The following is a 13,021-nucleotide window of genomic DNA, read 5'->3' as shown; positions in this document are numbered from 1 at the left end:
CAGGTGCTCCGGGGCGACGGGGCCGTGCGCGGACCGCCCCCGCTGCCCGGCTCCGGGCAGGTGCTCCTAGCTACGACGGGACTGTGCGCGGGTGGCTCTGGCGTGCTGCTTGCTGCCGGGTAGGTGCTCTGGGCGGTGACGGGAGTGTGCGCGGGTGGCTCTGGCGTGCTGCCCGCTGCCGGGTAGGTGCTGCGGGCGATGACAGGGACGTGCGCGGACCACCCTCGCGCTGCCCGCTGCCCCCTGCCCGCCGCCCGGCACGTGCTCCGGGTGGTGCGGCCACGTGGCCGTCGGCGGACCGTTCCGCCCTACGCGCCGCCGCGCACGTCGTCCAGGGGCAGCCACAGGACCGTGCCCCGGGCGGCCGGGGCGGTGCGGCCGGTCAGTTCCGTGTCGCTCAGGGCGCGGTCCCAGACGCGGACCTCGTCGACCGCCCCGGTGAACAGGGCGCGGCCGTCGGGCCGCCGGCCCAGGTGCACGCCGAACGGCGCGGTACGGCTGACCGACCCGGGCACGTCCGCGGTGCTGACGGCCGTGCCGTCCAGGACCAGGGTGAGCCGGCCGCCGCCGCGCCGCAGGGCCAGGCGGTGCCAGCGGCCGTCGTTGGCCGCCCCCGAGGTCCACACGGACGCCGTCCGGACGGTGCCCGCGCCCTCCCGGGTGGTGATCAGCGCCCGGACCCGGTCGTCCGCCGGCTCGCCGCGCAGCCACACCTGCGGCTGGCCGCCGCCGACGCCGCCCATCCACAGCAGCGGCTGCTCACCGGCCGTGGCGGCGTACCGGAACCACAGCGACGCCGTGAAGTCCTTGGTCCCGAGCGGCAGTCGGGGCCGGTACGGCAGGCGGACGGCGTCGTCCGCGCCGTCGAGGGCGAGTGCGCCCGCGCGGACGCCGTCCGTGCGCCGGGCGCCGCCGAGGACGGCCGCCGGGGCGGCGGGCGCGGCGAGGTCGGGGGTGACCGGGTCCGGGCCGCGGCGGGGCGCCAGCCGGTCCTCGGGGACGTGGGCGAAGCGGATCTCGTCGCGGGCGTCGGCCGTGCCGCCCTCGTACAGCAGGCCGACGGTGGTGGCGTCGATCCGCGTCAGGTCGGAGTAGCCGGACCAGTCGGTGGTGACGACCGTGCCGCGGTCCGTGCTCTCCCAGCTCCTCCCGCCGTCGTAGGAGGAGCGGATCATCATGGTCCGGCGGCGGTCCGGGTCGGCCGGGGCGGACAGCAGGAGCCGGCCGCCGAGGCGCAGGGCGGCGCCCTGCACCTGCGGGGTGGACAGGTCGGGCAGCGCCCGGAAGGGGGCGGCGAAGCGGTCGCCGCCGTCCCGGCTGACGGCCTGGGTGCGGTGCCCGAGGTCGGTGCCGTCCTGTTCGCGGCCGCTGACGAGGAGGGAGCCGTCGGCGCGTTCGGTGAGCGTCAGCTCGGACGGCTTCTGCCGGAAGGTGCCGTCCTCGGCGACCGGCCAGGAGTCGGTGGCGCCGACGCGCCAGTGGTCGCCGCCGTCGTCGCTGACGACCAGCGCGGCGTGGTTCGCGGTGACCCGGCCGCCCTCCCGGGTCTCCGCGTTGACGCCGAGGACGAGCCGCCCGGCGTGCCGGCCGCGGGTGAGCTGGACGCCGTGCACCGGGCCGGTGGCGTACCAGGCGTTCCAGTGCGCGGGCCGGACCTCCCCGCTCAGGTCGCGCGGCGCCGACCAGGTCAGCCCGTCGTCGTCGCTGTACTGCAGGTGCGGGACGCGGTCGCACGGCGCGGAGCAGTTCCCGGCGTCCGTGCGGCCGGTGTTGTAGGTCTCCGCCAGCAGGATGCGGCCCGTCGCGCGGTCCACGACGGGGGCCGGGTTGCCGTGGGTGTCGCCGCCGCCGTCGTTGACGACCCGCAGTGGGCCCCAGGTGCGGCCGCCGTCGGTGGAGCGCCTGACGACGATGTCGATGTCGCCGGCGTCCCCGCAGGTGCGCACCCGGCCCTCGGCGAAGGCGAGGAGGGTGCCGGCGGTGGTCCGCACGATTGCCGGGATCCGGAAGCAGGCGTAGCCGGGGTCCTGGGAGGCCCGGAAGAGGACCCGCTGCTCGAAGGGCGGCGCGGGGGCCGGGGGCCGGGTGTGCGCGGGGGCGGGCGCGGCGGCGGCCGTCACGGCCGGGGCGAGCAGGGCGAGCAGGGCCGTCAGGGCGGTTCTGTGACGGGTCCGGGGCCCTCGCGGGACGGAACGGCCTGTCGGCATGCGGAGACCTGCCTTCGGCGTGTGTCGTGGTCCGGTGTCCGTCGGTGTTCCGGCCGTCCGGCCCTCCGCACGGGACAGGTGAGGACATCAGGACATTTCCTGTCCGATGCCGCGCCCCGACGTTAGTGCGGACCATCCGGTCCCACAAGAACCACGCGTGTGTCGGCCCGGCACGAGCCGTCGGCCGGTACCGGGCCTTGAGGCGGGCCCCTGCGGCGCGGGGACCCCAGCCGGCCGGGTCTCCGCCGGCCGGGGGCCCCGCCGTGCCGCGGGAGACCGGGTCAGCCCCGGGCGGCCGCGGCCCGCAGGGCGATCCGGTCCTCGCCCGCGTACACGTTCATGGAGCTGCCCCGCAGGAAGCCCACCAGGGTCAGCCCGGTCTCGGCGGCCAGGTCCACCGCCAGCGACGAGGGCGCCGACACCGCCGCCAGGACCGGGACGCCGGCCATGACCGCCTTCTGGGCCAGCTCGAAGGAGGCCCGGCCGGAGACCAGCAGGATCGTCCGGGACAGGGGCAGCGTGCCGTCGCGCAGGGCCCGGCCCACCAGCTTGTCGACCGCGTTGTGCCGGCCGACGTCCTCCCGGACGTCCAGCAGCTCCCCGTCCTCGTCGAACAGGGCGGCCGCGTGCAGGCCCCCGGTCCGGTCGAAGACGCGCTGGGCCGCGCGCAGCCGGTCGGGCAGCTCCGCGAGCAGCTCGGGGGAGATCCGCAGCGGGGGAGTGTCGGCCAGGGGCCACCGGGCGGTCGTGCGCACCGCGTCCAGGCTCGCCTTGCCGCACAGGCCGCAGGAGGAGGTCGTGTAGACGTTGCGTTCGAGGGTGATGTCCGGGAGGACCACGTCCGGGGCCGTCCTGACGTCCACCACGTTGTAGGTGTTGGAGCCGTCGGCGGTCGCCCCGGCGCAGTAGACGATGTTCAGCAGGTCGGACGTCCCGGCGAGCACGCCCTCGCTGACCAGGAAGCCCGCGGCCAGCGCGAAGTCGTCGCCCGGGGTGCGCATGGTGATCGCCAGCGGCTTGCCGTTCAGCCGGATCTCCAGGGGCTCCTCGGCGACGAGGGTGTCCGGGCGGCGGGAGACCGCGCCGTCCCGGATGCGGAGCACCTTGCGTCGTTCCGTGACTCGTCCCATGTCCCCATCAGTCCCGTTCAGTCGGTGCGCAGTGCGCAGGGCCCGGTGCCCGTCGGCCGCTGCGGCCCGGTCCCGGTTCCGTACGCGCCGGCGGCCGGAGCGGCCCCTGACGCACAGGCCGCCGTGGGCCACCGGGCCGTCGTGCGGCGAGGTGACCCCGACGGTCTCATTGTCCTGCACGTGCGGCGTACCGCTCGGGCGGCCGGGGGTGTGACGGAAGCCGACAAGCAGGGCGGCCGTTTCCTGTCGCTTCACCTGCCCTCCTACCCGTCGGTCACTGATCACACTGGGGAATCCCGCTACACCCGGCCACGAGGGGACCCGCCCATGCACGGCTCGCGCATCACCGCCGTCGGTCACTACCAACCCGCCAAGGTGCTCACCAACGAGGACCTGGCGGAGATGGTCGACACCAGCGACGAGTGGATCCGGAGCCGGGTCGGCATCCGCACCCGCCGCATCGCGGGCCCCGACGAGCCCGTCGACGAGCTGGCCGCGCACGCCGCCGCCAAGGCGCTCGCGTCGGCCGGGCTGACCCCGGCGGACATCGACCTCGTGCTGGTCGCCACCTCCACCGCCATCGACCGCTCGCCCAACATGGCCGCCCGGGTCGCGGCACGCCTCGGCATCCCCTCGCCCGCCGCGATGGACGTCAACGTGGTGTGCGCCGGCTTCACCCACGCCCTGGCCACCGCCGACCACACCCTGCGCGCGGGGGCCGCGAGCCGGGCCCTGGTCATCGGCGCGGACAAGATGTCCGACGTGGCGGACTGGACCGACCGCACCACGTGCGTGCTGGTCGGTGACGGGGCGGGGGCGGCGGTGCTGGAAACCGCGCCGGAGCCCGGCGTCGGCCCGGTGCTGTGGGGCTCGGTGCCCGAGATGGGGCACGCCGTGCGGATCGAGGGCACCCCGCCGCGGTTCGCTCAGGAGGGGCAGAGCGTGTACCGCTGGGCGACCACCCGGCTGCCGGCCATCGCGCGCCAGGCCTGCGAGAAGGCCGGGCTGGCCCCCGCGGACCTCGCCGCGGTCGTGCTGCACCAGGCCAACCTGCGCATCGTCGAACCGCTCGCCGAGAAGATCGGCGCGGTGAACGCGGTGGTCGCCCGGGACGTCACCGAGTCCGGCAACACCTCGGCCGCCAGCGTCCCGCTCGCCTTCTCCAAGCTCGTCGAACGGGGCGACGTCTCGTCCGGCGACCCGGTCCTGCTGTTCGCCTTCGGCGGCAACCTGTCCTACGCGGGCCAGGTCGTCCGCTGCCCCTGATCCCCGGGCGCGTGCGACGCGGCCGGCTCGCCCTTCCCGGACCCGGCACCGCGCGGACCGCGGGCGGGAGACGATCGGGCCGGCGCCGCGGTGCTCCCGGCCTCCGCCCGCCGCGCGGCCCCGCCGGGGAGGGGGCCCCGATGGCGCCGGCAGGACCACCCCGGGAGTAGCGCCCCGGCCGGAACGGCCCGGCCCGCCGCGCGACCGCGTCCGCGCGGCGCTGCGCGACCTCGTCACCACCCGGGCCCTCCGGCCCGGCCGGCACCTCGTCGAGTCCGCACTCGCCGGGCACCTCGGCGTCTCCCGCCGGCCGGCGCGCGGGGCGCTCCAGCGGCCGAACACCGGGGGCGGGTCGACCCGCGGCCCGCGCGGGGCGCGTTCGTGCACGAGCCGGCGGAGGAGGCCGGCCGACTCCTCGCCGTCCGTACGCTCCTGGAGGCCGGGACGGCGCGGCTCGCCGCGGCCCGCGCGGGCACCGCGGGCGTCGGGGCGCTGGAGGAGCTGTGCGCCGAAGGCGGGCGGCGGCGGCCGAGGGCGCGGACGGCGCGGTCGCCCTGGACGCCCGTTTCCACGCGAAGGCCGTGGACCCGGCCAGCGACGCGGTCCTCGCCGGGCCCGCCCGGCGGGTCGGTCGCCGGGCCCGCCCGGCAGGTCGGCCGCCAGGTCCGCCGGTGCTGCGCCCCGGTGGCCCGGCAGCGCGGGCGGCGGTCCTGGACCGGGCGCCGGAACCCGATCGGCGCGCTCGGGCACCGCGACGGGGAGCGCGCCACCCGCCTGATGCGCGACCACGCCGAGCACACCGGGCGGTCGTGCCCCGCACGGCAGGACCCGTGGGCCCGGCCGTCCGTTCCGCGCGCGGCGTCGACGGCTTTGTCCTGTGAGTGGAGAAAGTTGGAAGCAATTCGTGCGCGACTTCTTCCCCGTCGTGGCAGCCGCTGCTACGTTCCGTACCGAAGCAAGCCACGGATGTGGCCGGAAACCGGCGCGCACAGGCCGATTGAGGCGGGGAGGGGCTCGTGAGACGCATGACCGCGCGACCCGCCAACGCCCATCAGGCCCGATTGCTCAAGCTGTTGCGCGACGGCGGCCCCAACTCCCGCGCCCAGCTGGGCGACCAGGTCGACCTGTCGCGGTCCAAGCTGGCCGTGGAGGTGGACCGGCTGCTGGAGACGGGGCTGGTGGTGGCCGACGGACTCGCCGCCTCGCGCGGCGGCCGCCGCTCCCACAACATCCGGCTCAACCCGCATCTGCGCTTCCTCGGCGTCGACATCGGCGCGACCTCCGTGGACGTCGCCGTCACCAACGCCGAGCTGGAGGTCCTCGGGCACATCAACCAGCCCATGGACGTCCGCGAGGGCCCGGTCGCGGTCTTCGAGCAAGTCCTGTCCATGGCGGCGAAGTTGCGGGCCTCGGGGCTCGCGGAGGGGTACGACGGCGCCGGCATCGGCGTCCCGGGCCCGGTCCGCTTCCCCGAGGGCGTCCCGGTGGCCCCGCCGATCATGCCGGGCTGGGACGGCTTCCCCGTACGGGAGGCGCTCAGCCAGGACCTCGGCTGCCCGGTCATGGTCGACAACGACGTGAACCTCATGGCGCTGGGGGAGCAGCACGCGGGCGTCGCCCGCACCGTCGCCGACTTCCTCTGCGTCAAGATCGGCACGGGCATCGGCTGCGGCATCGTCGTCGGCGGCCACGTCTACCGCGGTACGACCGGCAGCGCGGGCGACATCGGGCACATCCAGGCCGTGCCCGACGGCCGGCCCTGCGCCTGCGGCAACCGGGGCTGCCTGGAGGCCCACTTCAGCGGCGCGGCCCTCGCCCGGGACGCCAGGGAGGCGGCCGAGCAGGGACTGTCCGTCGAGCTGGCCTCCCGGCTGGAGACCCACGGCTCCCTCACCGCCGCCGACGTGGCCGCCGCGGCCGCCGCCGGCGACGCCACCGCCCTCGACCTGATCCGCGAGGGCGGCAACCGCACCGGCCAGGTCATCGCCGGCCTGGTCAGCTTCTTCAACCCCGGCCTGGTGGTGATCGGCGGCGGGGTGACCGGCCTCGGCCACACCCTGCTCGCCGCGATCCGCACCCAGGTCTACCGCCAGTCACTGCCCCTGGCGACCGGCAACCTGCCCATCGTCCTGGGCGAACTGGGTCCCGCCGCCGGCGTCATCGGCGCGGCCCGCCTGATCAGCGACCACCTGTTCTCACCCGCGTAAGCACGCACCCCGGCACGGCCGCACCAGCACCGCACAGCACCTCAGCTCCGCCCTGCCCCGCCCCGCTCCGCCCTGCCCCGCTGCCCTGCTCCGCCCTGCCCTGCCCTGCTCCGTCCTGCCCCGAGCACGCCCGTCCCGCAGTCCTGCCCCGAGCACCCCCGCACCCAGCGCCCTGACACCGGCCCGCACGCCCGCCGAGGGGAATCCGCATGGCACCCGAACCACCCCTGCTCAGCATGTCCGGCATCACCAAGTCCTTCCCCGGAGTCCGGGCCCTCGACGGCGTCGACCTCGACGTCCAGGCCGGCGAGGTGCACTGCCTCCTCGGCCAGAACGGCGCCGGCAAGTCCACCCTCATCAAGGTCCTGGCCGGCGCCCACCAGCCCGACACCGGCACCATCCGCTGGCGCGGCGAGCCGGTCACGCTGCGCTCCCCGATCGCCGCCATGCGCCTCGGCATCGCCACCATCTACCAGGAACTCGACCTGGTCGAGCACCTGTCGGTCGCCGAGAACGTCCACCTCGGCCACGAACCCACGGCCGCCGGCTTCGTCGTCCGGGCCAAGGCGGCCCGGCAGTCGACCGCGCGCCTGCTCGCACGACTCGGTCACGCGGAGATCGACCCGGCCCGCCCGGTCGGGGAATTGCCGGCGGCCCAGCAGCAGATCGTGTCGATGGCGCGGGCGCTCTCCCACGACGTCCGGCTCATCGTGATGGACGAGCCGTCCGCCGCCCTCGACCCGGACGAGGTCGACAACCTCTTCCGGATCGTCGGCGACCTCACCGCCGACGGCGTCGCCGTCGTCTACATCTCGCACCGCCTGGAGGAGATCCGCCGCATCGGCGACCGGGTGACCGTGCTGAAGGACGGCCGCGCGGTGGCGGGCGGACTGCCCGCCAGGACCACCCCGACCCGGGACGTCGTGGCCCTGATGACCGGCCGCAACGTCGAGTACGTCTTCCCCGGCCGGCCGGCGGCCGGCGCGGCGGCGGGCGAGCCGCTGCTGGAGGTCCGCGGCCTGGCCCGGACCGGGGAGTTCGCGCCGCTCGACCTGACCGTGCGCCCCGGCGAGATCGTCGGCCTCGCCGGGCTGGTCGGCTCCGGCCGCTCCGAGATCCTGGAGACCGTCTACGGCGCCCGCAAGCCGACGTCCGGCCAAGTGCTGGTGGAGGGAAGGCCGTTGAAGCCGGGCAGCGTGCGGGCCGCCGTGCGCGCCGGGCTGGGCCTCGCCCCCGAGGAACGCAAGGCGCAGGCCCTGCTGATGCTGGAGTCCGTCACCCGCAACGTGTCGGTCTCCTCCCTGTCCCGCTTCTCGCGCGCCGGCTGGATCGACCGGGGCGCCGAACTCGGCGCCGCCCGGGCCGCCACCCGCGAGCTGTCCCTGCGGCCCGACAACCCGTCCGTCCCCGTGCGCACCCTGTCCGGCGGCAACCAGCAGAAGGCCGTCCTGGCGCGCTGGCTGCTGCGCGGCTGCCGGGTGCTGCTGCTCGACGAACCCACCCGCGGCGTCGACGTCGGCGCGCGCGCCGAACTGTACGCGGTGGTCCGCCGGCTGGCCGACGAGGGCCTCGGCGTCCTGCTGGTCTCCAGCGAGGTGCCCGAGGTGCTCGGCCTCGCCGACCGCGTCCTGGTGCTGCGCGAGGGACGCGTCGTGCACGAGGCGCCCGCCCGGGAGCTCGACGAACACCGCGTACTCGACCTCGTCATGGAAGGAAGCCCGGCGTCATGACGCAGCCCGTCTCCCCGCCGCGGAGCAGCACCGGCAAGGTGCCGCCGGCCGGTCACGCCCCCGCCTGGCGCGGCCTCACGGCCCGCGCCGACGTCCGCACCCTGTCCCTGCTCGGCGTGCTCGCCGTGCTGGTCCTCATCGGCGGGTTCACCAAGCCGGACGAGTTCCTGGACACCCGCAACCTCCAACTCGTCCTCACCCAGGCGTCCGTGATCGGCGTCGTCACCGTCGGCATGACCTTCGTCATCACCTCCGGCGGCATCGACCTGTCCGTCGGCGCGATCGTCGCCCTCGCCTCCGTGTGGGCCACCACCGTCGCCACCCAGGAGTACGGCTTCGCCGGCATCCTGTTCACCGCGGTGATCGTCGGGGTGGGCTGCGGCCTGGTCAACGGGCTGCTCATCGCGTACGGCGCGATGGTCCCGTTCATCGCCACCCTCGCCATGCTGGCCTCCGCCCGCGGCCTCGCCCTGCAGATCACCGACGGCAGGACCCAGATCGTCACCGTGCCCTCCGTCCTCGACCTCGGCGAACGCGACGCCTACGTGCTCGGCGTCCCGCCGCTCGTGCTGGTCTTCGCGGTCGTGACGGTCATCGGCTGGCTGGTGCTCAACCGCACCACCTTCGGCCGCCGCACGGTCGCCGTCGGCGGCAACGCCGAGGCCGCCCGGCTCGCCGGCATCGACGTACGCCGCCAGCGGCTGTACCTCTACCTGCTGTCCGGACTGTGCTGCGGCATCGCCGCCTTCCTGCTGATCGTGCTGTCCGGCTCCGGCCAGAACACCAACGGCAACCTCTACGAACTCGACGCGATCGCCGCCGCGATCATCGGCGGCACGCTGCTCAGCGGCGGCCGCGGCACCATCACCGGCTCCGTCCTCGGCGTCCTGATCTTCACCACGATCACCAACATCTTCGCCCTGAACAACCTGCAGAGCGACGTCCAGCAGATCGCCAAGGGCGCGATCATCGTCGCCGCCGTGCTGGTCCAGCGCCGTACCGCAAGCACGACCTGAGGAAAGGGTTCACCGCCATGTCAGAGCTCACGAGCCGCAGAGGACTGCTCTTCGGGGCCGCCGCCGTCTCCGCCGGTGCCCTTCTCGCGGGTTGCACGAGCAACGAGCCGAGCGACGGCGAACCGGCCGCCGACGACAAGCCCGCCGCCGACGACAAGCCCGGCAAGCCCGTCACCATCGGCTTCGCCGGCCCGCAGGCCGACCACGGCTGGCTCAACGCCATCAACGACAACGCCCAGAAGCGCGCCGGGAAGTACTCCGACGTCACCCTGGAGATCACCGAGGGCTCCAACGACACCGCCCAGCAGATCGGGCAGATCGAGACCCTCATCAACAAGAAGGTCGACGTCCTGGTGGTGCTGCCCGCCGACGGCAAGGCGCTCACCCAGGTCGGCCTGAAGGCGATGCGCGCCGGCATCCCGGTCGTCAACCTCGACCGCGTCTTCAACACCCCGCAGGCCTACCGCTGCTGGATCGGCGGCGACAACTACGGCATGGGCCTCAACGCCGGCCACTACATCGGCGAGAAGCTCAAGGACAAGGCCGACGCCCGCGTCATCGAACTGGCCGGCCTGGACAACCTGGAACTGACCAAGCAGCGCACCCAGGGCTTCGACGACGCCCTGAAGAACTACCCGAACATCAGGAAGGTCGCCCGCCAGGCCGCCGAGTTCACCGTCGAGTCCGGGCAGGCCAAGATGGCCCAGCTGCTCCAGGCGCAGTCGAAGTTCGACGCGCTGTGGAACCACGACGACGACCAGGGCGTGGGCGCCCTGCGCGCCATCGAGCAGGCCGGACGCGACGACTTCCTGATGGTCGGCGGCGCCGGCGCCCTGTCCGCCTTCCAGGCCATCAAGCAGGACGACGGCGTCCTGAAGGCGACCGTCCTGTACCCGCCGACCATGGCCGCCTCCGCGATCGACCTCGCCCGCGCCCTCGGCCAGGGCAAGGGCGTCGGCGGCCTCGCCGAGTTCGAGATCCCGGCCAGCCTCACCCTCTACTCGGCCGTCGTCGACAAGACCAACGTCGACCAGTACATGCCCACCGGCTTCCAGTAGGGAGCCCGGCCCCGCCGGCCCGACCAGCCACCGGGCGGGGCCACCCCCACCGCGCCACGACGACGAGGAGGACATCCGTATGGCACAGCCGCAGCAGTCAGACGGGGCAGAGGCTGCCGGACGGCCGGGCGGGACCGGGACCCGGGACGGGAAGCCGCCGCTGCGCGTCGGCATGGTCGGCTACGCCTTCATGGGCGCCGCGCACTCCCAGGGCTGGCGCACCGCGGGCCGCGTCTTCGACCTGCCGCTGGACCCCGTGCTCGCCGTCGTCTGCGGCCGGGACGCCACCGCCGTGCGCGCGGCCGCCGACCGGCACGGCTGGGCGGACACCGAGACCGACTGGCGCGCCCTGGTCGAACGGGACGACGTCGACCTCGTCGACATCTGCACCCCCGGCGACAGCCACGCCGAGATCGCCCTGGCCGCGCTCGCCGCCGGCAAGCACGTGCTGTGCGAGAAACCGCTGGCCAACACGGTCGCGGAGGCGGAGGCGATGACCCGGGCGGCCGAGGAGGCCTACGGCCGCGGCCGGCTGGCGATGGTCGGCTTCAACTACCGCCGGGTGCCCGCCACCGCGCTGGCCCGCCGCATGGTCGCCGAGGGCCGCCTCGGCACGCTGCGGCACGTACGGGTCGCCTACCTCCAGGACTGGCTGGTCGACCCGGCGTTCCCGCTGACCTGGCGGCTGCGCCGGGAGCAGGCCGGCTCCGGCTCGCTCGGCGACCTCGGGGCGCACATCGTGGACCTCGCGCAGTACCTGGCGGGGGAGCAGCTGGCGGGCGTGTCGGCGCTGACGGAGACCTTCGTACGGGAACGGCCGCTGCCCGGCGGAACGGCCGGCGGGCTGTCCGCCGTGTCGGCCGCGGGCACCGGACAGGTCACCGTCGACGACGCCGCCCTGTTCACCGGCCGGTTCGCCTCCGGCGCCCTCGCCTCCTTCGAGGCCACCCGGTACGCCACCGGCCGCAAGAACGCCCTGCGCATCGAACTCAACGGCGAGCGCGGCTCCCTCGCCTTCGACCTGGAACGGCTCAACGAGCTGTCGTACCACGACGGCACCGAACCCGGCGCACACGCCGGGTTCCGCCGGATCCTCGTCACCGAACCCGACCACCCCTACCTGGAGGCCTGGTGGCCGCCGGGCCACGGCCTCGGCTACGAGCACACCTTCGTCCACCAGGCCCGCGACCTGGTCCACGCCGTCGCCGAACACCGCCGCCCCGACCCCTCCTTCGCCGACGGGCTCCAGGTGCAGCGCGTCCTGGCGGCGGTCGAGGAGAGCGCCGAGAAGAACTCCGTCTACACGCCGATAGCGGCCTAGAGGAGACTGACGATGCCGCGCACCTTCACCCTGTTCACCGGCCAGTGGGCGGACCTGCCCCTGGAGGAGGTCTGCCGCCTGGCCCGCGACTTCGGCTACGACGGGCTCGAACTCGCCTGCTGGGGCGACCACTTCGAGGTCGACAAGGCCCTCGCCGACCCCTCCTACGTGGCCTCCCGCCACGCGCTCCTCGACAAGTACGGCCTCAAGTGCTGGGCGGTCTCCAACCACCTGGTGGGGCAGGCCGTCTGCGACGCCATCATCGACGAACGCCACCGGGCGATCCTGCCCGCCCGCATCTGGGGCGACGGCGAACCCGAGGGCGTACGGCAGCGGGCCGCCGCCGAGATCAAGGACACCGCGCGCGCCGCCGCCGCCCTCGGCGTGGACACCGTCATCGGGTTCACCGGCTCCGCGATCTGGCACCTGGTCGCCATGTTCCCGCCCGCGCCCGAGTCGATGATCGACCGCGGCTACCAGGACTTCGCCGAGCGCTGGAACCCCATCCTCGACGTCTTCGACGCCGAGGGCGTGCGCTTCGCCCACGAGGTCCACCCCAGCGAGATCGCCTACGACTACTGGACCACCGTCCGCGCCCTGGACGCGGTGGACCGCCGGCCCGCCTTCGGCCTCAACTTCGACCCCTCGCACTTCGTGTGGCAGGACCTCGACCCGGTCGGCTTCCTGTGGGACTTCCGCGACCGGATCTACCACGTCGACTGCAAGGAGGCCCGCAAGCGCCTCGACGGCCGCAACGGCCGCCTCGGCTCCCACCTGCCCTGGGGCGACCCGCGGCGCGGCTGGGACTTCGTCTCCGCCGGGCACGGCGACGTGCCCTGGGAGGACGTCTTCCGGATGCTGCGCTCCATCGGCTACCAGGGCCCGGTCTCCGTGGAGTGGGAGGACGCCGGCATGGACCGGCTCCAGGGCGCCCCCGAGGCCCTGACCCGCCTGAAGGCCTACGACTTCGAGCCGCCGTCGGCCTCCTTCGACGCGGCGTTCGGCAACTGACCCCGGCCCCCGGAGGGCGCCCCGGCCCGCCGGGGCGACTCCCCATGCCCTTCCGGGGCCCCGCCCGGCTCCGGG

The 13,021-nt window shown here is 74.8% G+C and carries 9 protein-coding genes and 2 pseudogenes; 8 read left to right on the top strand and 3 right to left on the bottom strand.

Annotated features, from left to right (window positions below):
- Positions 1–308: 308 nt before the first annotated feature.
- The 3 genes and pseudogenes from ACIF8T_RS37445 to ACIF8T_RS37435 form a co-directional block, all read right to left on the bottom strand.
- Positions 309–2,207 carry an exo-alpha-sialidase gene (locus ACIF8T_RS37445; protein ID WP_400041577.1) on the bottom strand — a complete coding sequence of 633 codons (1,899 nt, stop codon included), beginning with the start codon at positions 2,205–2,207 and terminating at the stop codon, positions 309–311.
- A 281-nt stretch (positions 2,208–2,488) separates the two neighbouring features.
- Positions 2,489–3,337 (bottom strand): formate dehydrogenase accessory sulfurtransferase FdhD, encoded by an 849-nt coding sequence (gene fdhD / locus ACIF8T_RS37440; protein ID WP_400041613.1) that lies wholly within the window; start codon positions 3,335–3,337, stop codon positions 2,489–2,491.
- A gap of 90 nt (positions 3,338–3,427) precedes the next feature.
- Positions 3,428–3,517, bottom strand: a pseudogene (locus tag ACIF8T_RS37435) (Fe-S-binding domain-containing protein); the annotation flags it as partial.
- Between the two features lie 147 nt (positions 3,518–3,664).
- On the opposite strand from ACIF8T_RS37435, the gene ACIF8T_RS37430 reads away from it, so the two are divergent.
- The 8 genes and pseudogenes from ACIF8T_RS37430 to ACIF8T_RS37395 all read left to right on the top strand — a co-directional run bounded on the left by ACIF8T_RS37430 (position 3,665) and on the right by ACIF8T_RS37395 (position 12,946).
- Positions 3,665–4,603: a beta-ketoacyl-ACP synthase III gene (locus ACIF8T_RS37430; protein WP_400041575.1), complete on the top strand. Its 939-nt coding sequence runs from the start codon at positions 3,665–3,667 to the stop codon at positions 4,601–4,603.
- Positions 4,604–4,823: 220 nt separating this feature from the next.
- A pseudogene (locus ACIF8T_RS37425) lies at positions 4,824–5,425 on the top strand (GntR family transcriptional regulator); the annotation flags it as partial.
- 203 nt (positions 5,426–5,628) lie between these two features.
- Entirely contained in the window at positions 5,629–6,810 is a 1,182-nt protein-coding gene (locus ACIF8T_RS37420) for an ROK family protein (RefSeq protein ID WP_400041573.1), read from the top strand.
- Positions 6,811–7,019: 209 nt separating this feature from the next.
- The gene (locus tag ACIF8T_RS37415; protein WP_400041571.1) at positions 7,020–8,540 is read left to right on the top strand and encodes a sugar ABC transporter ATP-binding protein; all 1,521 of its coding nucleotides are present in this window, start codon (positions 7,020–7,022) and stop codon (positions 8,538–8,540) included.
- The gene (locus ACIF8T_RS37410; RefSeq protein WP_400041569.1) at positions 8,537–9,556 is read left to right on the top strand and encodes an ABC transporter permease; all 1,020 of its coding nucleotides are present in this window, start codon (positions 8,537–8,539) and stop codon (positions 9,554–9,556) included. Before ACIF8T_RS37415 ends, ACIF8T_RS37410 begins: the two co-directional genes overlap by 4 nt.
- A 17-nt stretch (positions 9,557–9,573) precedes the next feature.
- Entirely contained in the window at positions 9,574–10,614 is a 1,041-nt protein-coding gene (locus ACIF8T_RS37405; protein ID WP_400041567.1) for a substrate-binding domain-containing protein, read from the top strand.
- A gap of 79 nt (positions 10,615–10,693) precedes the next feature.
- The gene (locus ACIF8T_RS37400) at positions 10,694–11,935 is read left to right on the top strand and encodes a Gfo/Idh/MocA family protein (RefSeq protein WP_400041565.1); all 1,242 of its coding nucleotides are present in this window, start codon (positions 10,694–10,696) and stop codon (positions 11,933–11,935) included.
- A 12-nt stretch (positions 11,936–11,947) separates the two neighbouring features.
- On the top strand, positions 11,948–12,946 hold the full coding sequence (locus tag ACIF8T_RS37395) for a sugar phosphate isomerase/epimerase family protein (protein ID WP_400041564.1): 999 nt from the start codon (positions 11,948–11,950) through the stop codon (positions 12,944–12,946).
- Positions 12,947–13,021: the final 75 nt, after the last annotated feature.

This window comes from Streptomyces sp. NPDC085946, assembly GCF_044540485.1.
Taxonomy (GTDB): Bacteria; Actinomycetota; Actinomycetes; order Streptomycetales; family Streptomycetaceae; genus Streptomyces.
The sequence above is the reverse complement of the archived record's forward strand: the minus strand, read 5'-3'. Positions and strand labels throughout refer to the sequence as shown.

Bases quoted from the DNA above. Each gene is read 5' to 3' on its own strand.
- ACIF8T_RS37445 (WP_400041577.1), bottom strand. From the start codon at position 2,207: ATGCCGACAGGCCGTTCCGTCCCGCGAGGGCCCCGGACCCGTCACAGA.
- fdhD (WP_400041613.1), bottom strand. From the start codon at position 3,337: ATGGGACGAGTCACGGAACGACGCAAGGTGCTCCGCATCCGGGACGGC.
- ACIF8T_RS37430 (WP_400041575.1), top strand. From the start codon at position 3,665: ATGCACGGCTCGCGCATCACCGCCGTCGGTCACTACCAACCCGCCAAG.
- ACIF8T_RS37420 (WP_400041573.1), top strand. From the start codon at position 5,629: ATGACCGCGCGACCCGCCAACGCCCATCAGGCCCGATTGCTCAAGCTG.
- ACIF8T_RS37415 (WP_400041571.1), top strand. From the start codon at position 7,020: ATGGCACCCGAACCACCCCTGCTCAGCATGTCCGGCATCACCAAGTCC.
- ACIF8T_RS37410 (WP_400041569.1), top strand. From the start codon at position 8,537: ATGACGCAGCCCGTCTCCCCGCCGCGGAGCAGCACCGGCAAGGTGCCG.
- ACIF8T_RS37405 (WP_400041567.1), top strand. From the start codon at position 9,574: ATGTCAGAGCTCACGAGCCGCAGAGGACTGCTCTTCGGGGCCGCCGCC.
- ACIF8T_RS37400 (WP_400041565.1), top strand. From the start codon at position 10,694: ATGGCACAGCCGCAGCAGTCAGACGGGGCAGAGGCTGCCGGACGGCCG.
- ACIF8T_RS37395 (WP_400041564.1), top strand. From the start codon at position 11,948: ATGCCGCGCACCTTCACCCTGTTCACCGGCCAGTGGGCGGACCTGCCC.